Annotated in this window: 24 protein-coding genes and 1 pseudogene; 17 read left to right on the forward strand and 8 right to left on the reverse strand. The window is 69.2% G+C overall.

What is annotated here, in order from left to right; genetic code table 11:
• Positions 1-12: 12 nt before the first annotated feature.
• The 3 genes from OG801_RS06845 to OG801_RS06855 all read left to right on the forward strand — a co-directional run bounded on the left by OG801_RS06845 (position 13) and on the right by OG801_RS06855 (position 4,153).
• Entirely contained in the window at positions 13-900 is an 888-nt protein-coding gene (locus OG801_RS06845) for an oxygenase MpaB family protein (RefSeq protein ID WP_406034691.1), read from the forward strand.
• A gap of 86 nt (positions 901-986) precedes the next feature.
• Positions 987-2,621 carry an alkaline phosphatase D family protein gene (locus tag OG801_RS06850; protein ID WP_406034693.1) on the forward strand — a complete coding sequence of 545 codons (1,635 nt, stop codon included), beginning with the start codon at positions 987-989 and terminating at the stop codon, positions 2,619-2,621.
• 71 nt (positions 2,622-2,692) lie between these two features.
• A complete protein-coding gene (locus OG801_RS06855; RefSeq protein WP_406034695.1) occupies positions 2,693-4,153 on the forward strand; it encodes a glycosyltransferase family 39 protein in 1,461 nt (486 codons plus the stop codon).
• A gap of 10 nt (positions 4,154-4,163) precedes the next feature.
• Here the strand turns inward: OG801_RS06855 and OG801_RS06860 are convergent, their stop codons facing one another.
• Positions 4,164-5,045 carry a hypothetical protein gene (locus OG801_RS06860; protein ID WP_406034696.1) on the reverse strand — a complete coding sequence of 294 codons (882 nt, stop codon included), beginning with the start codon at positions 5,043-5,045 and terminating at the stop codon, positions 4,164-4,166.
• A 33-nt stretch (positions 5,046-5,078) separates the two neighbouring features.
• A complete protein-coding gene (locus OG801_RS06865) occupies positions 5,079-5,654 on the reverse strand; it encodes a TetR/AcrR family transcriptional regulator (protein WP_406034698.1) in 576 nt (191 codons plus the stop codon).
• Positions 5,655-5,732: 78 nt separating this feature from the next.
• Between OG801_RS06865 and OG801_RS06870 the strand changes: the two genes are divergently transcribed.
• Positions 5,733-6,752: an alpha/beta fold hydrolase gene (locus tag OG801_RS06870; RefSeq protein ID WP_406034700.1), complete on the forward strand. Its 1,020-nt coding sequence runs from the start codon at positions 5,733-5,735 to the stop codon at positions 6,750-6,752.
• 98 nt (positions 6,753-6,850) lie between these two features.
• Here OG801_RS06870 and OG801_RS06875 read toward each other — a convergent pair whose 3' ends face one another.
• A complete protein-coding gene (locus OG801_RS06875; RefSeq protein ID WP_406034701.1) occupies positions 6,851-7,201 on the reverse strand; it encodes a hypothetical protein in 351 nt (116 codons plus the stop codon).
• Between the two features lie 358 nt (positions 7,202-7,559).
• Between OG801_RS06875 and OG801_RS06880 the strand changes: the two genes are divergently transcribed.
• The 7 genes from OG801_RS06880 to OG801_RS06910 all read left to right on the forward strand — a co-directional run bounded on the left by OG801_RS06880 (position 7,560) and on the right by OG801_RS06910 (position 13,204).
• The gene (locus OG801_RS06880; protein WP_355021475.1) at positions 7,560-7,868 is read left to right on the forward strand and encodes a hypothetical protein; all 309 of its coding nucleotides are present in this window, start codon (positions 7,560-7,562) and stop codon (positions 7,866-7,868) included.
• A complete protein-coding gene (locus tag OG801_RS06885; RefSeq protein ID WP_406034703.1) occupies positions 7,868-10,207 on the forward strand; it encodes a WXG100 family type VII secretion target in 2,340 nt (779 codons plus the stop codon). Before OG801_RS06880 ends, OG801_RS06885 begins: the two co-directional genes overlap by 1 nt.
• 40 nt (positions 10,208-10,247) lie before the next feature.
• Positions 10,248-10,796, forward strand: coding sequence for a hypothetical protein (locus OG801_RS06890; RefSeq protein ID WP_406034705.1), 549 nt, complete (start codon positions 10,248-10,250; stop codon positions 10,794-10,796).
• Positions 10,797-10,959: 163 nt separating this feature from the next.
• Positions 10,960-11,289: a PadR family transcriptional regulator gene (locus OG801_RS06895; protein WP_160028116.1), complete on the forward strand. Its 330-nt coding sequence runs from the start codon at positions 10,960-10,962 to the stop codon at positions 11,287-11,289.
• A gap of 3 nt (positions 11,290-11,292) precedes the next feature.
• Positions 11,293-11,676 carry a DUF1048 domain-containing protein gene (locus OG801_RS06900; RefSeq protein WP_406034708.1) on the forward strand — a complete coding sequence of 128 codons (384 nt, stop codon included), beginning with the start codon at positions 11,293-11,295 and terminating at the stop codon, positions 11,674-11,676.
• A complete protein-coding gene (locus OG801_RS06905; protein WP_406034710.1) occupies positions 11,673-12,446 on the forward strand; it encodes an ABC transporter ATP-binding protein in 774 nt (257 codons plus the stop codon). Before OG801_RS06900 ends, OG801_RS06905 begins: the two co-directional genes overlap by 4 nt.
• A complete protein-coding gene (locus tag OG801_RS06910) occupies positions 12,443-13,204 on the forward strand; it encodes an ABC transporter permease (protein ID WP_406028383.1) in 762 nt (253 codons plus the stop codon). The genes OG801_RS06905 and OG801_RS06910 overlap by 4 nt, the downstream gene beginning before the upstream one ends.
• A gap of 33 nt (positions 13,205-13,237) precedes the next feature.
• On the opposite strand, the gene OG801_RS06915 is transcribed toward OG801_RS06910, so the two are convergent.
• On the reverse strand, positions 13,238-14,026 hold the full coding sequence (locus OG801_RS06915; protein WP_406034712.1) for a metallophosphoesterase family protein: 789 nt from the start codon (positions 14,024-14,026) through the stop codon (positions 13,238-13,240).
• Between the two features lie 36 nt (positions 14,027-14,062).
• On the opposite strand from OG801_RS06915, the gene cobU reads away from it, so the two are divergent.
• On the forward strand, positions 14,063-14,602 hold the full coding sequence (cobU, locus tag OG801_RS06920) for a bifunctional adenosylcobinamide kinase/adenosylcobinamide-phosphate guanylyltransferase (RefSeq protein ID WP_406034714.1): 540 nt from the start codon (positions 14,063-14,065) through the stop codon (positions 14,600-14,602).
• Here cobU and cobS read toward each other — a convergent pair.
• From cobS to OG801_RS06935, 3 genes are all read right to left on the reverse strand, one after another.
• Positions 14,599-15,372 carry an adenosylcobinamide-GDP ribazoletransferase gene (gene cobS, locus OG801_RS06925; RefSeq protein ID WP_406034716.1) on the reverse strand — a complete coding sequence of 258 codons (774 nt, stop codon included), beginning with the start codon at positions 15,370-15,372 and terminating at the stop codon, positions 14,599-14,601. The genes cobU and cobS overlap by 4 nt on opposite strands.
• A complete protein-coding gene (gene cobT / locus OG801_RS06930; RefSeq protein WP_406034718.1) occupies positions 15,372-16,421 on the reverse strand; it encodes a nicotinate-nucleotide--dimethylbenzimidazole phosphoribosyltransferase in 1,050 nt (349 codons plus the stop codon). Before cobT ends, cobS begins: the two co-directional genes overlap by 1 nt.
• Before the next feature lie 163 nt (positions 16,422-16,584).
• Positions 16,585-17,328 carry an IclR family transcriptional regulator gene (locus OG801_RS06935; protein ID WP_406034720.1) on the reverse strand — a complete coding sequence of 248 codons (744 nt, stop codon included), beginning with the start codon at positions 17,326-17,328 and terminating at the stop codon, positions 16,585-16,587.
• A gap of 71 nt (positions 17,329-17,399) precedes the next feature.
• Here OG801_RS06935 and pcaH point away from each other — a divergent pair, with 71 nt between their 5' ends.
• From pcaH to OG801_RS06960, 5 genes and pseudogenes are all read left to right on the forward strand, one after another.
• Complete coding sequence (pcaH, locus tag OG801_RS06940) at positions 17,400-18,176, forward strand: protocatechuate 3,4-dioxygenase subunit beta (protein WP_406034722.1); 777 nt, start codon at positions 17,400-17,402, stop codon at positions 18,174-18,176.
• Positions 18,173-18,721, forward strand: coding sequence for a protocatechuate 3,4-dioxygenase subunit alpha (gene pcaG, locus OG801_RS06945; RefSeq protein ID WP_406034723.1), 549 nt, complete (start codon positions 18,173-18,175; stop codon positions 18,719-18,721). The genes pcaH and pcaG overlap by 4 nt, the downstream gene beginning before the upstream one ends.
• Positions 18,722-18,729: 8 nt before the next feature.
• Positions 18,730-19,989, forward strand: coding sequence for a lyase family protein (locus tag OG801_RS06950; protein WP_406034725.1), 1,260 nt, complete (start codon positions 18,730-18,732; stop codon positions 19,987-19,989).
• Positions 19,986-20,666, forward strand: a pseudogene (locus tag OG801_RS06955) (alpha/beta fold hydrolase); the annotation flags it as partial. The gene OG801_RS06950 and the pseudogene OG801_RS06955, both read left to right, overlap by 4 nt.
• A 129-nt stretch (positions 20,667-20,795) precedes the next feature.
• Positions 20,796-21,137: a carboxymuconolactone decarboxylase family protein gene (locus OG801_RS06960; RefSeq protein ID WP_406036255.1), complete on the forward strand. Its 342-nt coding sequence runs from the start codon at positions 20,796-20,798 to the stop codon at positions 21,135-21,137.
• Positions 21,138-21,159: 22 nt separating this feature from the next.
• Here the strand turns inward: OG801_RS06960 and OG801_RS06965 are convergent, their stop codons facing one another.
• Positions 21,160-21,801, reverse strand: a complete 642-nt coding sequence (locus tag OG801_RS06965) for a hypothetical protein (RefSeq protein WP_406034727.1) — start codon at positions 21,799-21,801, stop codon at positions 21,160-21,162.
• Between the last annotated feature and the right edge of the window lie 8 nt (positions 21,802-21,809).

Here is a 21,809-nt window from a genome sequence, read left to right on the forward strand (position 1 = left end):
CGAGGAGGCGTCATGGCCAAGAAGTCGCGCACAGCAGGGCTGGACCCGGAGACCGAGTTCCAGGAGATCTCGAGGCGTCTGGGGCTCTACGAGTTCCCCTGGGACACGACTCAGGCACTCAGCTTCGCACTGTTCCGGACCTACGCGGTGCCCTCGATCGGCCGGCTGCTGGCCGACACGCACCAGTTCACCGAGAACACCCAGAAGCGCTACGACGACACCGCGCTGCTGCTGGAGGACGCGGCGATCGAGGACCTGGACAGCCCTCGCGGCCGAGCCGCGGTGCGGCGGATCAACCAGATGCACAAGATGTACGACATCTCCAACGACGACATGGTCTACGTCCTCTCCACGTTCGTGGTGATCCCCCGGCGCTGGAACCAGGAGTTCGGCTGGCGGCAGTCGACCCCCGACGAGCAGCTCGCCGCCCTGCGCTACTACCAGGCGCTCGGGAAGCGGATGGGGATCAAGGACATCCCGGCGACCTATGCGGAGTTCGAGCAGCTCCTCGACTCCTACGAGGCCGAGCACTTCGGGTACGACGAGGGCGGCCGTGCCGTCGCCGACTCGACCCTCGAGCTGCTGACGACCTTCTACCCGCGTCCACTGGCGCCGATCATCCGCATCTTCTCGCTGTCGCTGATGGAGCCGCACCTGCTGGAGGCGTTCGGCTACCCCGAGCCCGGGCGGCTCGCCCGGACGCTGTCGCGCGGGGCGCTGAAGGCTCGGGCGCGCTTCGTCGCGCTGCTGCCGGCACGGCGGAAGCCCGCGTACGTCCGGGACATGCCCCGCATCAAGAGCTACCCGCACGGGTTCAACACCGAGGACCTCGGCACCTTCGCGCCGGGCTGTCCGGCGCACCGGCCGGTCTCTGAACCTGTCTCCGGCACCAAGCCGTAGCCCACCCCTCCCCCGCACTTCACGGGGCCTTCACCGGGCACCGCTTCGCTGTTGTCGATAACCCCCATATCGACAGGAGCACGTCCATGCCTGCCCCCAGCAACTCTCCTGATCTCCGCCCTGATCTCCGTGGCGCCCTCCGCGGCCTCGACCGCCGCCGCTTCCTGACCGTCTCGGCCGCCGCGACCGCGTTGGCCTTCACGACCGGCCTGCCACGTACGGGCGCCTTCGCCGCTCCGGCCGGCTCCCCTGCCGACATCACCTCGGACCCGTTCACCCTCGCCGTCGCCTCCGGCGACCCGCTGCCCGACTCGGTGCTGCTGTGGACCCGGCTCGCGCCGCTCCCGCTGGAGCCCACCGGCGGGATGCCGCCGTCGCGTTTCGATGTCCGCTGGGAGGTGGCCCGCGACGCCACCTTCAAGCGTGTCGTACGCCGCGGCACCGCTGTCGCGCACACGGAGTTCAACCACTCCGTGCATGCCGAGGTCCGTGGCCTGGACGCGGCGACCGAGTACTTCTACCGCTTCCGGATCGGCCGGTGGATCAGCCCGGTCGGCCGGACCCGGACCGCCCCGGCCGTGGGGGCCGCGGTGTCGTCGCTGACCTTCGCCCTCGCCTCCTGCCAGCGCTACGACCAGGGCTACTACACGGCGTACAAGCATCTCGCCGGCGAGGACGTGGACGCGGTCTTCCACCTGGGCGACTATCTCTACGAGTACGCCGTGAACGCCTCCGCCGGGGCGCGCGGCTACACCGAGCCGCTGCCGGCACACCTCAACCACGAGACCGTCACGCTGGACGACTACCGGGCGCGCTACGGGCTCTACAAGTCCGACCCGGACCAGATCGCCGCCCATCTGGCGCACCCGTTCATCGTCACCTGGGACGACCACGAGACCGAGAACAACTACGCCGCCGACACCCCGGAGAACTCGGTGCCGCCGGAGGAGTTCCTGGTACGCCGCGCCGCCGCCTACCGCGCCTACTGGGAGAACCAGCCGCTGCGGCTCCCGCAGCAGCCGTCCGGTTCCGACCTGAGGCTCTACCGACGGCTGCGGTGGGGCCGGCTGGCGCAGTTCGACATCCTCGACACCCGGCAGTACCGCACCAACCAGGCCAACGGCGACGGCTGGAAGGTGCCGTCGGCGGAGTCCGAGGCCGAGTCGATGACGCTCCCCGGGAACGAGCAGGAGCAGTGGCTGATCGACGGCTGGCGCCGCTCCTCGGCTCTCTGGAACGTCGTCCCGCAGCAGGTCACCTTCTCCCGCCGCGACAACCCCTCCGGCGACGGCACCCGGTCGATGGACTCCTGGGACGGCTACCCCGCCTCCCGGCGCCGGATCCTCGACGGCTGGAAGGCGTCCGAGCAGTCGAACCTGATGGTGCTGACCGGCGACGTACACGTCCACTACGGGCTGAACATCCACGACGACTTCGACGACCCGTCCTCGCGGATCATGGGCACCGAGATCGTCACCAGCTCCATCACCTCGGGCGGCAACGGCGCCGAGCATCCCGCCAACTGGGCTGCCTACCTGGAGCGCAACCCGCACATGAAGTTCTACAACGGCCTCCGTGGCTACACGACCGTCTCCCTGAATGCTGACGGCGCGGAGATCACGTACAAGAACGTCGCCCAGGTCAGCACTCCCGGGGCGCCGCTGACCGTCGGCGGTCGGTTCTTCACCGAATCCGGCCGGCCGGGTCTGGTCGAGGCGTAGGAGGTCAGTACGACGCCCGGGTTGTGACAACAGGCTGCGGGGCGGCCCGCGGGGCCCCTACGCTCGGAGGCGTGAACCGTCCGCGGTACTCCCCCGCCGTCGGGTTCGTGGTCGCCGCGCAGGCTGCCGTACTGCTGGCGATGAGCCCGTTCTACGGGCCGCATCGAGACGAGCTCTACTTCGTCTCCGCAGGTCAGCGACTGGCTTGGGGATATCCCGACCAGCCGGCGCTGACACCGTTGCTGGCGCGGGTCGCGACCGAGATCGCGCCGTACAACCTCGTCGTGCTGCGGTTGTGGAGTCTGCTGGCGATGGTCGGACTGGTCCTGCTGGCGGCAGAGTTCGCACGGCTGCTCGGCGGCAGGCGTACGGCGCAGGTGCTCACCGCGGGACTCGTGGCCGTCGGAGTGGTCACGATGACGTTCGGGCACTGGCACTCCACGGCCACCTTCGACGCGCTGGCCTGGACCGCGATCCTGGTGCTGGTGGCCCGGGCGCTGATCGCCGACGGCTGGCGGCAGCGGGGGCTGTTCTGGCTGGCGGCCGGGATCGCCGCGGGGATCGGGCTGGAGAACAAGCACTCGGTGGTCTTCCTCCTCGGCGCGATCCTGCTCGGCATCGCGCTCGTTCCGGCGACCCGGCGCAACCTGGCCACGCCTTGGCCGTGGCTGGCCGGCCTGACGGCGCTGGCCCTGTGGACTCCCAACCTCCTCTGGCAGCTCGAGCACGACTGGCCGGTGCTCGACCTCTCCGAGGACATCCGGGAGGAGTACGGCGGGCTGTCCGGACGGATCGGGTACGTCACCCAGGCGCTGATCCTGCTCAGCCCGGTGATCACGCCGATCTGGATCATCGGGCTGGTAGCGCTCTTCCGGCGACGCGAGTGGGCGCTCTTCCGACCGGTCGCCGTCGCGTTCGTGCTGGTCGCGGGCTTCTTCCTCGTTGCCGGCGGCAAGGGCTACTACCTGGCCGGCCTGTTCCCGCCGCTGGTCGCGGCCGGCTCCGTGGTGGTCGCCGAGCGACTGCGACCGCGCACCGTCGGCCTTCTCGGCGCCGGCCTGGCACTCCTGACCATCCCCGCCTGGCCGATCAACCTCCCCGTGCTCCCGGCGAAGACCTACGCCAGCTCCTTCTACACCGCCGCCGGCGAGGACCAGCTGGAGACGATCGGCTGGCCCCAGTACGCCGCCCAGGTACGGGCGGTCGTCGAGGACCTGACACCGGCCCAGCAGCGTACGGCCGTGGTCTTCACCGCCAACTACGGAGAGGCGGGCGCTCTGGAGTGGTACGGCATCGGCATTCCGGTCCACAGCGGGCACAACGGCTGGCGGTTCTGGGAGCAGCCCCCGACGGGCGCGACACCGATCGTCGTGGTCGGGTTCGAGGACCCCGACCGTTTCTTCGACGGCTGCCGGCAGGTCGCCTCGCTCCACAACCGCGAAGGTGCCGGCAACGAGGAGGACGGCGCCCCGATCCACGTCTGCGACACCGCGACACAGCCGTGGTCACAGCTCTGGCACTACAGCGCCTGATCTGCGTCGGTTACCGACCACGACGTCCCGTCGTATCCGACAACGGCGAGATCTCGAGGTCCCCGGTCAGATAGGCCAGGGTCGTGTCGTTGGACAGCACCACCCGGCGACCTTCGTCCGTACGCCGCTGCAGCGACCTCAACGTCGCAAGGACCTGCTCCGGGCGGTCGAGGAGCGGGTAGCCGACCCGGACGACGCCCTTGCGCCAGCGCCTCGGAATCAGCTGGATCCGATGACGCCGCGTCACCGTCCACGACGGCGCATCGCCCCGCGCCGTGATCTCGAGGAAGCGGTTCCTCACCGTGATCCCGTTCGGGCTCATGACCTGCTCGAACAGGTCGACGCGGAGGTCCGCCCACGCCGCCGAGACCGTCTCGGGGCCGAGCTCCACCGTCAGCACCTCGGGCGTGATCAGCACTGCTCGTCGCAGTCTCAGCGTCGTCGCATGCTCGGCCACGACGACGGCGAAGAAGACCGCGAGGACCATGAACGGCAGCCCGATGAACGGATTGCCGGCCCGAAAGCCGATCCCCGCCGCCAGGCACAGCATCGCCACGAAGCACACCAACATCAGCTCTCCGCAGATGCCCGGCGCTCGCCTCAGCCGGATCACGATCCCGTCACCGGCGACCACACCCAGCCGCCTGATCCTGCGCGCGGTGCTCCCGGCCGGACGTACGCCCTTGGTGGTCAGTCCATGCACACCGATCAGGAACAGCAGGGTCCCGAAGCCGGTCCCCAGCAGATAGGGCCCGTACGCGCCACCGTCCGCCACCACCGACCCGACTCCGATGGCCAGCCCGATCAGGGCGTTGAACACCCCCGTCACCGTCCAAGCAACCCGGCGCACCGTCGCCATCCACGGCGAGCCCAGATCCTCATTCCCGACCACGCCGTAGACCTTAAGGGCCACACGGGACCCTATTCACCCTGACGTCATCCGGCGCGACGTGTACGCCCTGATCGAGGCTTCGGCCTCTTCGGCGGTGATGTCCCCGATGAGGACTCGAAGGGTGAGGCCGTCGGAGAGCGCGAGCAGCTCGATGGCACGCGCTCGCGCCTCGGCCTCCTCGAGACCCTCCCCCTCCTCGATGTGGCGGGTGCACTCCTCGACACCGACCCTCGTCGCCTCGGCCAGGATCCGGCGTACGGCGGTGTGGGTCATCGCCTTGGCGACATAGGCGTACCAGACGGTGACGCCGATGCGGCCTGCATCCGTGGCGGGGATCTGCTGGAGCAGGATGTGGAGGAGACGGTCCTGCGGCGGACGACCGGCGGTCGCCTCGTACCCGATGACGGCTTGCTTGACGAGCAGGTCGATGCCGGCGACCACCAGCGCGTCCTTGGTACCGAAGTAGTGCTGTACGCGACCCATCGAGACCCCGGCCCGGGCGGCGACGGTCCGCAGGCTGACGCCCTCGATCCCCTGCTCGGCGACGATCTGCCAGAGCCCGGCGACGATCTCGAACCGGCGTTGTTCGTGGTCGACGGCTCTTGGCATGGCGCCAGGTTAGCAATACAGTCGCATCGCAATAGGTTTCAATGCGATCGCATCGTTATCGGGAACGTGAGGGACGGCATGAACGGGGACATCGAGGATGAGCACATCGAACCGCGCAGGAAGCGCCGGCGCTGGCCGGTGGTGCTCCTCACCGTCATCGCGGTCGTCTCGACCGGGTGCCTGGTGATGGTGCTCGGCACGAGCGGCCCCGGCGTCGGCCACTTCCGCACCCCGGCTGGACGCCAGACCTACACCGAGGCGTACGCCGCGGCCTTCGCCGCGCTGCCGAAGCCGACCGAGACGCGCGACGTTGAGACCACCTTCGGCACGGTCCGTGCGTACGCCTGGGTCAACCCGGACCCGGTCGACGACGTCCCGGTCGTGCTGGTGCCGGGACGGGCCAGCGGCGTACCCATGTGGGGAGAGAACCTGCGCGACTTCGTCGAGCACCGCACCGTCTACGCCTTCGACGCGATCGGCGACAGTGGGCTCTCCGAGCAGACCCTGCCGCTGCGCGGCATGGACGACAACGCCCGTTGGGTCGAGGAGGCGCTGGCTGGTCTCGGACTCGACCGGATCCACCTGGTCGGTCACTCCCAGGGCGGCGGGCTCGCCGCGGCCGTCGCGGTGCGCCACCCGGATCGGCTGGCCAGCCTCACCCTGCTCGAGCCGATCATGACGTTCGGCGTGCTGCCGGCCTGGGCGATCGGCTGGTCGGCGGTGGCCACTCTCCCATTCCTGCCCGACTCCTGGCGCGACCATGCGCTGAACCGGATCGGAGGCGTCGAGGACGACGAGGTCGATCCCGAGGACCCGATGGCCCGGATGATCGCCGCCGGTACGGCGCACTTCGACTCCAGCAGCCTGCCGACGCCCTCGCGGCTGAGCGACGAGCAGATCCGGTCACTGCGGATGCCGGTGTACGTCGCGATCGCGAGCGACAAGTCGCTGGCCGGTGGCGAGGACGCCGCCGAGAGAGCCGAGCTGCTCCCCCGCGCGACCGTCAAGGTCTGGCCGAAGACCACCCACTCCCTGCCCATGCAGGTCGCTGCCGAGCTCGACGCCGAGCTCGAGAGGTTCTGGGCAGACGTACGTTGACCGGCAGCCGTCAGTGCGAGTCGACCGCGTACAGCAGCGCCAGCGCCGACCCGAACGCCAGCGTCAGCGGCCGTGCCTCCCGAGACCGAACGGCCACCTCAGGCCCAGAGCCCGATGTACTCGATGAACACCCTGAATCCGCCGTTGAACTGGGCCGCGTTCGTGATCGCGTTGATGATGCGTACGACCCAGAAGACCACCAGCGTGTAGCCGATCCCGAGCGCGATCCCTGCGGCCGCGGCGTTCGTTCCGGTTGCCTTCGCCCGGCTCACGCCGAGGTGCCCGAGGACGACCGCGACGGCGATCGGGACGATCGAGGCGATGAGCAGAAGCCCCAGGATGAGCCAGCCGACCGGGCGGTCCTCCATGTTGTAGAAGGAGTTGTAGTAGCTCTGGCTGACCTTCGGGATGCCGACGATCACCCGCACCAGGGCGACGATCGCCAGCATTCCCGCCCCGAGCCCCAACCCGGCAAGCCCGAGCCCTACGCCGCTTCGCGGACCGCCAGCAGGTGCCGGAGCGCTCGTCGCGGACCAAACCGGTCCTGTCCCTGCCGCCTCGTTCGGTTGTGACATCGCGCCCTTTCCATCAAGTTGGATCGCGCCCGTCCTGCCGGTGCTGGACGGCCTCGTATGGCCCGAGACGTTATCCCAAAGGTTTGGCACCCACGGGCAGATCCGCGCAGGTGAGCGCGTCGAGATGCGGGAGCTGCTCAGTACAAGATTTCTCGACGATTTGTGTTTGAAACCCGGAATTTGGGGTAGGAGAGAGTTACCAATCGCTCCGAACGTCTTGGGGGACCCTCTCGTGAACGTCGAAATCGTGGCGCCGCAGGTGAAGACCGCGGCCCGTTCCATCGGGACCGCGGCCGAAGCCGTCGCAGGTCTCGATCTCGAAGGCCCGATGGGCAAGGTCGCCTCCGCGCTGCCGGGAAGCACGTCCGCAGGCGCCGCCAACGGTCTCAAGACCGAATGGAAGAGCGATAAGGACAAGTGGGTCAAGGACGCCCGCGATCACAAGACGACGACCGTCGCCGACGCCGACGCGATCGTGGAGGCCGACACCATCACGGCGCAGCAGGCGCGCTACCGCGAAGCAATGATCGGACGAGACTGATGGCCGTCACCTATGAGCAGCTGCAGACCTGGAAGCCCGAAGAGCTCGACACCGCCGCGGACCAGCTCAACACCGCCCGCAAGAGCTTCCAGGACCAGCAGGACGAGATGGACGCCGGCAAGGTCCCCGACACCTGGGTCGGCGAGGCGTCGACCCGTGCCGAGAACCGTCATCGCCGGCTGATCGCCGACCTCAACGACATGGCGGCTCCGCTGTCCCAGGTCATCAACGCCCTCGACGAGGCCGCCGCCTCCATCAAGAAGGCCAAGGACAGCGCGAAGCACGCCTACGACGACGCGACCGGCCGAGGCTGGAAGGTCTCCTTCTCCGGCGGCGTACAGATCACCGATCCGAGCCCGGACGAGAAAGACCCGGACAAGGACAAGGGCACGATGCAGCAGCTCGCCCAGACCATCCAGGATGCGCTGACCGACGCCGCGTCCGCTGACGCGGACCTGACGGCTGTCCTCAATCACGCAACCAAGGGCGACTACGACGGTGGCGACGGCACGATCGAGCAGGCCAGCCTGCCGCCCGAGCTGCGCAACCTGCCCGAAGACGAGCTCATCGACAAGATGCTCAGCGATCCGGGCAAGTACGACGGCTATATCGACGCTCTGCCGCCGGATGCTCAGACACGGCTCGGCAAGGAGATCAGCGACCGCCTCGACAGCACGCTGAACGACGACGACTACAAGCTCAGCAAGGAAGAGGCCGACCGCCTCAACTCCATGCTGAGCGCATACACCGACGACTCGACCGTCGCCGCCGGGCTCTACAAAGACCTCGGGGCGGACGGCACCGTCGCCAGCATGGCGCGGATCGAGGAATACCTGCGTATGCAGTCCCCGGATGGGGAGTCTGTCAACACACTCGCATCCAACCTCCGAAACGGTCTCGCGTCGGCCTCGAACGACCCCGGTTTCCCGGCCGAACAGTTCGGCCACGACATCGTCAAGTACTCCGGCCCCTCTGGGCTCTACCTCTCAGACGATGAGCAGGATGCCCTCCGGGACCGCTACCCGAACTGGGGCGGCACCGGTGGCGCCTCGGTCCTCACCTACCTGATGAAGGACCACGACCTCAACGGCAACCTCGTGCTCGGCGCCGCCGAGGAGCTCGACCGCTTCGAGCGGGCCGAGAACGCCGTGATGGATGCCAAGACCTGGTATCAGCACACCGGTCACAGCCCGCTTGACACGGGCAACGAGGGTGGCTGGGGCGATGACCCGATGGCCGCCATCTTGGGCAACCTCGGTGACCACCCGGAGCAGGGCTACCAGTTCCTCACGGAGGACAAGGCGCGACAGGACTACTACTTCGACAAGCGCACGTGGCAGGCCGACGGCTACGCCGGCGTCTCGGAGCTGGCCGAGGGCATCGGCACCAGCCAGGAGCTCCTCAAGGAGCACCCGCAGGAGACGACAGGCCTCGTGTCGAAGTTCTTCCACGACGTGTCCGACAACGAGGGCTTCAACGCCGAGGACGCGAAAGCAGCCTCACCCCACGTTGCGGAACTGATGAAGTTCTACACCCCAGGCGTCGACGCAGCGCTCCACAACCCCGGGTCCGGCGAGCCCGGCACAGAGCCGTTCAAGCTCGACCACTACGGCAACATGGACCCGTACCCGAAGTTCTACAAGGATGACCTCGAGAACATGATGAAGGTCTCCATGAGCACGCAGGACGGGATGACCAGCATCGCCGAGGGCGTCGGCACCTTCCAGCAGACACAGATCAACAACATCGCCGCCGAGCTGGCGCAGAACCCGAATGATCCGGGTCTGCGCACGGAGCTGCGCGACGTTCTCGAGCGTGGTGGTCACCTCCAGGGATTCGCCGAGCGTGCCGTCGGCGATGTCGAGATCGACGGCGCCAAGGACCGGGACGCTCAGCGTCAGGCGTTCATCGATCTGACGAGCGAAGTGGCCGGGATGGTGCCTCTCCCGGGCGCCGAGCAGGTCGGTGAGCTCGGCAGCAAGCTGATCGACTACGGCGTCGGCCAGGCGATCGACCTCGGCAAGGACGCCGCCGGCGAGAAGTTCGCCAACGAGGCTGCCGCGGCGACATCGAACGCTGAGACCCGAGCGTCCGAAGGGGTCAACCGCGTCGAGCTCAACGCGTTGTTCGCACTGGAGCGCGCCGGCGTGATCGACATCCCGCCCTCGGATGAGACCTTCGTCAAGGACGGCAAGATCATCAGTCTGTCGGACGTCCCAGCGGGCGACGTGGATCGCTACGCTCACGAGGCGATGAACTACCTCAACGAGTACGTGACCGCCGGCGACTTCGAAGGGAGCTACAAGAATGCCTTCCTGGATTACTACAAGAAGGAATAGGTTCCGCCTGGCTGCCGCACTGTGTGCGACACCGTTCCTGATGACCGCCTGCGGCGGCGACACGACACTGCTGGACACCGACGCGCTTCCTCAGGTCGAGGAGACCAACGATGGAAACATGGGGGCGCCCGGGACTGGCTGGTGTGATGCGCTTGCGTATCTGGAGACAGCGAAGTTGTCGAACGCCGCAGACGGGACCACCGGCGACCAGTACGTACTCGAGAACGGGGATGTCGTCGGCGCCACCGTGTTCGTTCCCGGGGGCGGGGACTACCCCGACGCCTCGTCGATGCTCACTGCCATCAAGGAGTCCGTCGACGAGTGCTCGGCAGATGCTGACAATGGCGACTACGGCGAGGCGACGTCGGAGCCGATCAGCGGGCTTCCTGACGGGGCAGTGGGATTCACGTTCACGAGTACGTCGTCAAACCCTGTCGAAGTCGGCAGCATCGCGTTCGCGGAGACGGAGGACGGACGCCTCGTCGGCGTTGGAGTGACGCACAGCGGGGAGGGCGAGGCATCCGTGGATGTGGCGGACCTGCTCTCCACGGCGCTCGAGCGAGCCGCCGACGTGGACGCCACCGGCTGAGCACACCCCAGGACACGACCAGCGGCGCTGGTACGACGGTTGAGGCCGTCGTACCAGCGCCGCTGGCATTTCTGTATGCGGTTAGGACTTGACCCGGCTCCACTACTCAGCGCTACTATGTACTGGTAGTCAGCATTACTGAGTAGTGGAAGGGAGGTGCCCGATGGGCAAGCAGATGACCGAGATGCTCAAGGGGACGCTGGAGGGGATCGTGTTGGCGTTCCTGACCGGCAACCCGGCGTACGGATACGAGATCACGACCTGGCTGCGGAGCCAGGGGTTCACCGAGATCGCCGAGGGCACGGTCTACGCGCTGCTGGTCCGGATCGAGAAGAACGGACTGGTGGACGTCGAGAAGCGGCCGTCCGAGAAAGGGCCGCCACGGAAGGTCTACTCGCTCAACGCAGATGGCGAGAAGTACCTCGAAGAGTTCTGGACCACCTGGGGGTTCCTGGCCGAACGGCTGGAGAACCTCCGTACGGAAGGGAAGTAAGGCATGTCGATCCGATCAATGTTCGAGGCCGTCGTCGGCGAGCTCGAGCTGAAGAAGCGCTGGCGGCAGCTCAAGGCCCGCAAGCAGCAGCTTCCTGAGAACCACCGCAAGGCGCACGACGCGGTCGAGCGCTACCTGATGTACTCCGCCGGCATCGCCGACGGCGCGATCGTGACGGCGATGGCCGAGGACCTCCTCGAGCTCTTCGAGCAGGGCGCCGCGGACGGCACCCCGGTCAGCGCGATCGTCGGTGACGACCCGGTCGAGTTCGCCGAGGAGTTCGCCAGGAACTACTCCGAGGGCGCCTGGATCAAGAAGGAACGGGCCCGGCTCGACGAGGCCATTCAGAACATCACAAATGAGCAGAGCAAGGAGGACGAGTCATGAGCGCGACAGCTGCCATCTCCGTACGGGGATTGGAGAAGTCCTACAAGGACAACCAGGTTCTGCGAGGGGTCGACTTCGAGGTGGCGCGGGGCACGATCTTCGCGCTGCTCGGGTCCAACGGAGCCGGAAAGACCACGGCCGTACGCATCCTCTCGACGCTCCTGAAACCTGATGGCGGCGCAGCCTTGGTCGAGGGTGCATCGGTCGTCGACGAGGCGCAGCGGGTGCGGGAGGCGATCTCGCTGACCGGCCAGTTCGCGGCGGTCGACGAGATCCTGACCGGACGGGAGAACCTGATCCTGGTCGCGAAGCTGCGGCATCTCCCCTCCCCCGGAGACATCGCCGACGGGTTGCTGAAGCGCTTCGACCTGGTCGAGGCGGGCGCCCGGAAGGTCGCGACGTACTCCGGTGGCATGCGGCGGCGGCTGGACATCGCCATGTCGCTGATCGGCTCGCCGTCGGTGATCTTCCTCGACGAGCCGACCACCGGGCTGGACCCGGAGGCACGGCTGGAGGTGTGGCGGGTCGTTCGCGAGCTGACCGCTCAGGGCACGACCGTCCTGCTCACCACGCAGTATCTGGAGGAGGCCGAGCAGCTCGCCGACCGGATCGCCATCCTGCACGGCGGGACGATCATCGCCAACGGCACCCTCGCCGAGCTCAAGGCGCTGCTGCCGCCGGCGAAGGTCGAGTACGTCGAGAAGCAGCCTTCGCTGGAAGAAATTTTTCTTTCACTCACCGGATCGACCAACCGAGGAGCACAGTCATGACCAAGCACGCATTCGCCGATGCCGGCACCCTGCTGGGGCGCTCGCTGCGGCACATCACCCGCAGCCCGGACACGATCATCACCACCGCGCTCACACCGATCGCGATGATGCTGCTCTTCGTCTATGTGCTGGGCGGCGCGATCCGGACCGGCACCGACAACTACGTCAACTATGTGCTCCCCGGGATCATGGTCATGGCGATCGCCTCGGGCATCGCGTACACCGCACTTCGGCTCTTCACCGACATGAAGAGCGGGATCTTCGAGCGGTTCCAGTCGATGCCGATCGCCCGCTCGGCGGTGCTGTGGGCGCATGTCGGCACCTCGATGGTGGCCAACATGCTGACCATGGTGATCATCCTGGGCGTCGCGTTCGTGATGGGGTTCCGCACCTCGGCGGACCTGGGCGCCTGGCTCGCAGTCGCCGGGATCCTGGCGCTGCTCACCCTGGCGCTGACCTGGCTCGCGGTCATCCCCGGGCTGGCGGCACAGACCATGGAGGGGGCCACCGGGTTCTCCTACCCGCTGATCTTCCTGCCGTTCATCAGCTCGGCGTTCGCGCCGACGGAGACGATGCCCGGTCCGGTGCGCGCCTTCGCCGAGAACCAGCCGGTCACGTCGATCGTCAACACCATCCAGGCTCTCTTCGCGGGGCAGCCGGTCGGTGACGACATCTGGGTCGCGCTGGCCTGGTGCGTAGGCATCCTGGTCGCCTCGTACGCCGCCGCCATGGCTGTCTACCGACGCAAGATCAGTTGAGCCCGGCCACAACAAGTACGGCGAAGAGCCGATCTACCCCTTCCGGTGGTAGGTCGGCTGCTCGTCGTTCCTGAGGTTGCCGCGGTAGAAGCCGGTACGCAGCTCGTAGGTGTATTCGTCGAGCTCGGGCATCCCGACGTCTGCCGCGTACGCGAGCTCGGCCTCCGCGTCGTAGGGAACCCGGACCCACTGGATGCCGAACGGCGCCTCCTGGTCGCTGTCCATCACGCCCTCGAGGATGACGTAGACCGGTGTCGGGTCGCTCATGCAGTTGCCGACGCTGCCGGTGTTGAAGACCGTGCGCCTGTCCCGGTCGGTCTCGTAGTAGGGATCATGGGTGTCGGCGTACCCGACGATGTCCGGCTCCGGGACGTCGAGACCGGTCGCCTCTGTGTTCCGGAACAGACCCAGGAACTCCTGCTCGTCATGGTCGAACCTGACCCGTCGGTGGACCGTCTCCTCGGAGGCATGAAAGAGCCTGATCCGGCGGCCGCTCATCGTGAAGTCGTAGGAAAACGGGAGCGTACGCAGCCACTCCGCCTGCTCCCACGCCTGCAGCCGCCACCACATCAGCCCCACCGACTCGCGGCCGAAGTCGGGCTCCGGGGCGAGGAGAAAATCCTCCCAGTTGCCGAGGATGTTGACCTCGCACCGCTCTCGGCAGATCTCTGCTACCTCTCGGCCTCGCGGGCCCTTGCCGACGTAGTCGCCCAGGTTGAAGATCCGGGTGATCCCTCTCGCGTCGATATCTGCGAGGACGGCTTCTAGGGCGGTCAGGTTGCCGTGTACGTCCGAGATCAGCGCTATGCGCTCTGGGGTCATGGGCGCAGGCTATGCGATGGCTGGGAGACTGGCCTGGTGAGGATTCTGGTGACAGGCGGGGTGCGCTCGGGGAAGTCGCGGCATGCTGAGTCGCTGCTCGCAGCCGCGCCTTCGGTGGCGTACGTCGCGCCGGGGCCGACGGTCGAGGAGGAGCCGGATCCTGACTGGGCTGCGCGGCTGGCCTCGCATCGGGCTCGGCGGCCGGAGGGGTGGCGTACGGTCGAGTCTCGGGATCTCACGGGGGCGCTGGCCGAGGGGCTGACCAACGGCGACGCGGTGATGGTGGACTGCTTGGGTACCTGGCTCACGGCCGTCATGGATTCCCGCCAACTGTGGGAGGCCACGTCGGAGATGGCGACCGCGGCGGTCTCGGCGCTGGTCGAGGACGCGGCCGCCGTGCTGGATCAGCAGGGCGGCGATGTGGTGCTGGTGACCAACGAGGTCGGGCTCGGGGTCGTGCCGGCCCATCGATCAGGCCGCCTCTTCCGCGACCTGCTCGGGCTGGTCAACCAGCGGCTGGCCGCGGCGTGCGACGAGGTGCATCTCGTCATCGCCGGACGGGTCCTGAAGCTCTAACCGGTGCTCAGGGTGACCAGGATGGTCGCCAGCGCCGCCTCGACGGCGGCACCGAAGACGTCGCCGGTCACTCCCCCGAACCGCCGGATCGCCCGCAGGATGACCGCGCCGACGACGGCTGCAGCAACGGCAGCGGCGAGGGCTCCTCGCCACCAAGGCAGACCGGCCCAGGCGCCGGCGCCGGCGAGGGCGGCCGCGACGACGGTCCAGACGAGGACGGTGACGAGGGGTGACAGGGTCTGGGTGAACGTACGCCCTAACCCGTCCTCGCGTGCCGGCCTGATACCGCGAGTGCAACACAGCGCCAAGGCCGCGCGCGAGGCGCAGACGGCGACAGCTGCGAGAACCGAGGTGCGTACGACCTCCCCTTCCAGCAGCGAGGCGAGTGCCGCCACCTGGAGACCGAGGACGAGGACGATCGCGGTGACGCCGGCGGGGCCGGAGGTGCCGGTCTTCATGACCGCCAGCGAGCGCTCGCGGTCATAGGAGGCGGCCATGCCGTCGACCGTGTCGGCGAGACCGTCGAGATGGAGGGCCCGGTTGCCGACGACCACGACGCCGATCGCGAGGAGGGCGGTGACCAGGTGCGGTAGCCCGGTGAGCTGCCCCAGGAGTGCGATAGCGGCGGCCCCCAGCGCGAGCGGCAACGCCGCCAACGGCGCCACCGCCATCGCCATCGCGGCACGACGGCGATCGACGTGCTCAGGAGGAGGCACGGGCATCGCGGTCAGCGTGCCGACCGCGAGACGCCAGGCGTCCCGCACGAGCATCAGGCAGGATCTCCCGGAGCGAGCTCGGAGAGCAGTGCGACGTCGCGCAGCAGGGCGACGGCACTGCGTACGACCGGCACGGCGGCGACGGCGCCGGAGCCTTCGCCGAGCCGCAGGTCGAGGTCGAGCAGCGGCTCCAGGCCGAGCTTCTCCAGGGCCATCGACTGGGCGGGCTCGGTCGAGCGGTGTCCGGCGGCGAACCACGTCGCGGCGCCGGGTTCGATCCTGTCGGCGGTGAGGGCACAGGCGACGCTCATCAGGCCGTCGAGAAGGACCGGGGTGCCGCTGCGGGCGGCTTCGAGAAGGTAGCCGGTCGTCGCGGCGAGGTCGGCGCTGCCGAGCGCGGCGAGGGTCTCGATCGGGTCGCCGGCGCGCTCACCGGCACGGTCGAGGGCCGCGGTGATGACGTCGGTCTTGGTCCGCAGCGCATCGTCGCCGATGCCGGTCCCACGACCGGTGACCTCGCTCGCCGGCAGCCCGAGCCCGGCGGCCACCATCGCCGCCGCGGGCGTGGTGTTGCCGATGCCCATGTCGCCGCTGATCAGCAGCTGGGCTCCGGCAGCGATCTCCTCGCGCGCCACCGCAGCGCCGGCCTCCAGCGCGGCCCGGGTCTCCTCGGCGCTCAGCGCGTCCTCGAGGTGGATCGCGCCGCTCCCTCGCCGGATCTTGTGCTGGGTCAGCGCCTCCCGGGTGGCCTCGTCGAGGTCCGGAAACTCCTCGTCGACGCCGAGGTCGAGCACCCGGACCTGTACGCCGTGCGCCTTCGCGAGCGCGCTGACTCCGGCCCGACCGCCCAGGAACGTACGCACCATCGCGCCCGTGATCGCGGGCGGGAACGCCGAGACCCCGTGCTGGGCGACGCCGTGGTCGCCGGCGAAGATCACGAGTCGTACGTTGTCGACCGGCCGCGGCGGCACCTCGCCCTGGCACGCGGCCACCCAGACCGCCAGCTCTCCGAGGCGGCCCAAGGCTCCCGGCGGCGTCGCCAGTGCGCCCAGCCGCTCGGCGGCAGCGAGGCGTACATCTTCGTTCGGGGTCTGGATCGTCACCCGCGCAAGGTACCTCACGCGGTCGCCGTCCGATCTCGCTGGTTGAGCCGCGAGCGCCAGCGAGCGTGTCGAAACCAACACGGTTCCGGCGGCGCTCGAGTCGACTGTGTTGGTCTCGACACGCCTCCGCCTAGCGGCTCCGGCGGCTCGACCAGCGGGGCAGCTATGGGAGGGCGCGGGAGACGCCCTGGGCGGCGACCTTGAGTGCGGAGACGAGGCGGAGGCGGTTGCGGCGGAGGTCGGAGACGACGATGCCGAGGGCGCCGACGACCCCGGAGCCGGTGGCGATCGGGACCGCGACCGAGCAGGCGCCGAGGGTCATCTCCTCGGCGGTGGTCGCATAGCCCTCGGAGATCACCCGGTCGAGCTGGCGCCGCAGCAGGCCAGGGGTGGTGATGGTGTGGCGGGTGAACGGCTTGAGCGGGCTGGCCAGCACCCGGTTGCGTACGTCCTCGGGCGCATGGGCCAGGAGCACCTTGCCGACGCCGGTGGAGTACATCGGCAGGCGCGAGCCGACCGAGGAGACGATGGGTACGTTGCGGGTGCCGCGGAGCGTCTCGAGGTAGAGCACGTGGTCGTCCTCGCGAACGGCCAGATGGACCGTCTCCAGGGTCGCGCCGAAGAGATCGTGGAGGAACGGGGCTGCGACCGAGCGCAGATCGGTGGCGACCGGGGCGAGCAGGCCGGCGTCCCAGAGCCGACGGCCGACGGCGTACGTCCCGTCCTCGCCGCGCACCAAAGCACCCCACTCGACCAGCTCGGCGACCAGGCGGTGGGCGGTCGGGAGGGAGATGTCCGCGCGGGCCGCGAGCTCGCTCAGCGTGAGGCGGCGATGACCGGCGTCGAAGGCGCCGATGAGGCCGAGGACGCGGGAGGCGACCGTGCGGCCTCCACTGCCTCCGGCCATCTCGCCCACCTCTTTCGCTCAGCGGAAGTCCGCGCTTTCATCGTACGCCTCCGGCACCTAGCGTTCGGAGCGTGACAGCGCCCACCAAGAAACAACCAGTCGAGACTCAGGCCGACCTCTCGGCCGAGATCGCCAAGCTCGAGGCCGACTCCGCGGGCCAGAACGTACGTCAGCCTCTGCTGAACTACCCGCCCTACCGGTCCAGCATCCTGCGCCATCCCACCAAGGACCCGCGCCATGCCGACCCCGAGACCATCGAGCTGTGGGCCCCGTGCTTCGGGAACTCCGACGTGGACCCGTTCGAGGCGGACCTGACCATCGCCGGCAGCAACGAGCCGATCGGCGAGCGGATCACGGTCAGCGGCCGGGTGACCGACGGCGAGGGGCGTCCTGTGCGCAACCAGCTCGTGGAGATCTGGCAGGCCAACTCGGCGGGCCGCTACATCCACAAGCGCGAGCAGCACCCGGCGCCGCTCGACCCCAACTTCACCGGCGTCGGCCGCTGCATCACCGACTCCGAGGGGCGCTACCGGTTCCAGACGATCAAGCCCGGCCCCTACCCGTGGGGCAACCACATCAACGCCTGGCGGCCGGCGCACATCCACTTCTCGCTCTTCGGCCGCGCGTTCACGCAGCGGCTGATCACGCAGATGTACTTCCCCAGCGACCCGCTCTTCGCGCTCGACCCGATCTACCAGTCGATCACGGACCAGAAGGCTCGTGATGCCCTGGTGGCGACGTACGACCACGACCTCTCCACCCCCGAGTACTCGATGGGCTACAACTGGGACATCGTCCTGACCGGCCCGAGCCGCACCTGGACCGAGCCCGAGGAGGGCGACCTGTGAGCACCGCCATCCCCACGCCAGGCCAGACGATCGGCCCCTTCTTCGGCTACGCGCTCCCCTACGAGGGTGACGCCGACCTGGTCCCGCCCGGCAGCCCCGGCTCGATCCGGCTGCACGGCTGGGTCTACGACGGCGCCGGCAACCCGATCCCCGACGCCCTCCTCGAGATCTGGCAGACCGACGCCGAGGGCAACGTCCCGCAGGCCGAGGGGTCGCTGCACCGCGACGGTTGGACGTTCACCGGCTGGGGCCGCGCCGACACCGACCTGAACGGCCACTACACGTTCTCGACGGTGCTCCCGGGTGCGTCCGCAGAGGGCTCGGCACCTTTCTTCGCGCTCACCGTCTTCGCCCGCGGTCTGCTCGACAAGCTGCACACCCGGATCTACCTGCCCGAGCACCCGGCCAACGCCGGCGATCCCCTGCTGGTGTCGCTGTCCGAAGACGAGCGTGCGACGCTGGTGGCAACCGCGGACGCAACCGGTTTGCGATTCGACATCCACCTCCAGGGCGACCGCGAGACCACCTTTCTCACCTACCGCTGAGGAGCCGAATGTCACTGCTGTGGCCAGGCGAGGAGCGCGCCGGGGATTTCTTCTCCGAGGCCGCCTACCTCGCCGCGATGGTGCGGGTCGAGGAGGCCTGGCTGGCCGCTGTCGCGTCCTCCAGGATCGCCCCGGAGGAAGCACGTACGCCCCTGGCCGGCCTGGTCTCCGCGGACGACGTCCCAGTGCTCGCCGAGGGTGCTGAGGCCGGGGGCAACCCCGTCATCGGACTCGTGAAGCTGCTGCGTGGCCGGCTCGACGGTGAGGCCGCCCGATGGGTCCACAAGGGCCTGACCAGCCAGGACGTGGTCGACACCGCGCTCGTGCTCTGTCTCGCCGACGTTCTCGACCGGGTCGAGGACGAGCTCGCCGCGCAGGCCGCTTCGCTGGCCGGTCTCGCCCGGCACCACCGCGCCACGGTGATGTCCGGCCGCACCCTGACCCAGCACGCGGTGCCGATCACCTTCGGGCTCAAGGCCGCGACCTGGCTCTCCGGCCTGAGCGACGCCGCCGAGGCCCTGCGCCGGACGCGTACGTCCCTGCCCGCACAGATCGGAGGCGCGGCCGGCACCCTGGCGGCGGTCGTCGGTCTGGCCCGGCTCCGCGGTCTCGGCGATCCCGTGACCGCCGCACAAGAGGCGGCCGCGACCGCGGCGACCACGCTCGGGCTGACCCCGCGAGTCCCCTGGCACACCAACCGCGCCCCGCTGACCGCGGCCGCCGACGCGCTGGTCACCGCGGCCGACACCTGGGGCCGGATCGCCACCGACGTCACCCTGCTCACCCGCCCGGAGATCGGCGAGCTCGCCGAGCCGGCCGGCGCGGGGCGCGGCGGTTCCTCGACCATGCCGCACAAGTCCAACCCGGTACTCTCGGTCCTCATCCGCCGCCACGCGCTCGCCGCTCCCCCGCTGGCCTCGACGCTCCACACCGCCGCCGCGACGTACGTCGACGAGCGTCCCGACGGCGCCTGGCACGTCGAGTGGGAGACCCTGCAGACCCTCGCCCGTCGCAGCGCCGTCGCCGCCTCGCAGACCACCGAGCTTCTCGCCGGGCTCCGCGTCGACGCGGCCCGGATGCGCGCCACCGCCGAAGCCGCGGGCGCGGACCTGCTGGCCGAGCAGCGGTCGCTGACCGGCTTCGTGGGCGGCGAGATCCTCGCCGGGACCGAGGCCGCCGCCGGACTCGACGACTATCTCGGCGCCGCGGACGCCCTCATCGACACCACCCTCGCCCGCGCCCACGAAATCTGGAAGGACCTTTCATGACGCCGAGGATCACCCCCGTCGAGCTGGCCGGAGACCCGAGCAAGCCGATCCTGGTCGTCGGCCCGTCCCTCGGCACCTCGGTGACCGCGCTCTGGGCCGCCACCGCCGAGCTGCTCGCGGACAGCTTCCACGTCATCGGCTGGGAGCTCCCGGGCCACGGCCACGGCACCCCCACCTCCGACGCCTTCTCGATGGCCGACCTCGCCGCGGGCGTGCTCGCCTGCATCGACCGGGTCCTCACCGACCGCGGCGAGCGCCACGGCACCTTCGCCTACGCCGGCGACTCGGTCGGCGGCGCCGTCGGCCTCCAGCTCCTGCTCGACGCACCCACCCGGGTGAGCGCCGCGGTGCTCACCAACACCGGCGCCAAGATCGGCGAGCCGGAGGGCTGGAACGACCGCGCGAAGACCGTACGCGCCGCAGGCACCGCCTCACAGGTCGCCGGCTCCACCCAGCGCTGGTTCGCCCCCGGCTTCCTCGAGCGCGAGCCCGCCCGGGGCGGCGCCCTGCTCCACTCGCTGCGCGACGCCGACGCGGAGAGCTACGCGCTGGTCTGTGATGCGCTGGCGGCGTACGACGTCCGCGGCCGGCTCGCCGAGATCGCCGCCCCGGTCCTGGCGATCGCGGGTGTCGACGACGCCCCGACCCCGCCGGCCTCGCTCGAGGAGATCGCCGTCGGGGTGCGCAACGGGCGGCTCGTCACCCTCGACGCCGTCGGCCACCTCGCTCCCGCCGAGGCACCGCACGCCGTCTCCAGCCTGGTCACCTCCCACGTGACGGCATCCGACCCGGCCTACGCGGGCGGGATGAACGTACGCCGCCAGGTGCTCGGTGACGCCCACGTCGACCGGGCCACCGCCGCGATCACCGACATCAACCGCGACTACCAGGACCTGATCACGCGCTACGCCTGGGGCACGATCTGGACCCGCCCCGGCCTCGCCCGCCGGGACCGCTCGATCGGCGTCCTCACCGCCCTGGTCGCCGGCCGCCACTTCGACGAGCTCGAGTTCCATCTCCGCGCCGCGCTCACCAACGGGCTGACCCGCGAGGAGATCATCGAGGTGCTCCTGCAGACCTCGATCTACGTCGGCGTACCCGCCGCCAACACCGCCTTCGCCGTCGCCAACCGCGTCCTGAACGACTGAGTCCGAACCGCGGTCCGGACTCTCACTTCGCCGACCTTCCAGTACGCCGCATCAGCACGATCGCCGCGACGAGCGTCCACACCATCGACCCCACCCGGCCCAGCGGCAGGAAGAGGTTGGCGTAGTAGACGGCGAGGGAGATCACCGACAGCATCGACAGCGTGCCCACGACGTACCCGAGGATCGCGGTGCCCCTCCCCACCGCGCCGATGCGGACGAGCTGACGCGAGGCGGCGAAGGCGACGAAGCCGAGCGTGGTCACGTTCACCACGCCGCCGGCGTAGAAGCCGGTGAGGCGAAGCGTCGCGAGGGTGTCGGCGGAGAGGTCGGCCGCGAACACCGCGGAGACAAGGGTGATCACCGAGGACACCAGCATCGCGGCCACCGAGATGCCGGCGACCACGCCCAGGGCGCGGTTGCCGGTCATCGGCACCACGACGCGGGCGAAGACCGCGAAGCCGATGACCGAGACGGCTTGCAGGATCGCTCCGGAGATCGCCGCGAGCGGGTTGGCGACCAGGAAGGCCTTGATCTGCTCGCCGGGATCGGTCGGTAGCGGGATGTCGCCGGTGGCGAACATGCCCGCCACCGGGCTCACCGCCAGGTAGGCGACCAGGAAGACCGCAGCCCCTGCGATCGCCCGGTTGTGGGCAGAGCGGGACACGGCTGTAG

Origin of the sequence: Nocardioides sp. NBC_00163, assembly GCF_045206295.1 — a bacterium.
Taxonomy (GTDB): Bacteria; Actinomycetota; Actinomycetes; order Propionibacteriales; family Nocardioidaceae; genus Nocardioides.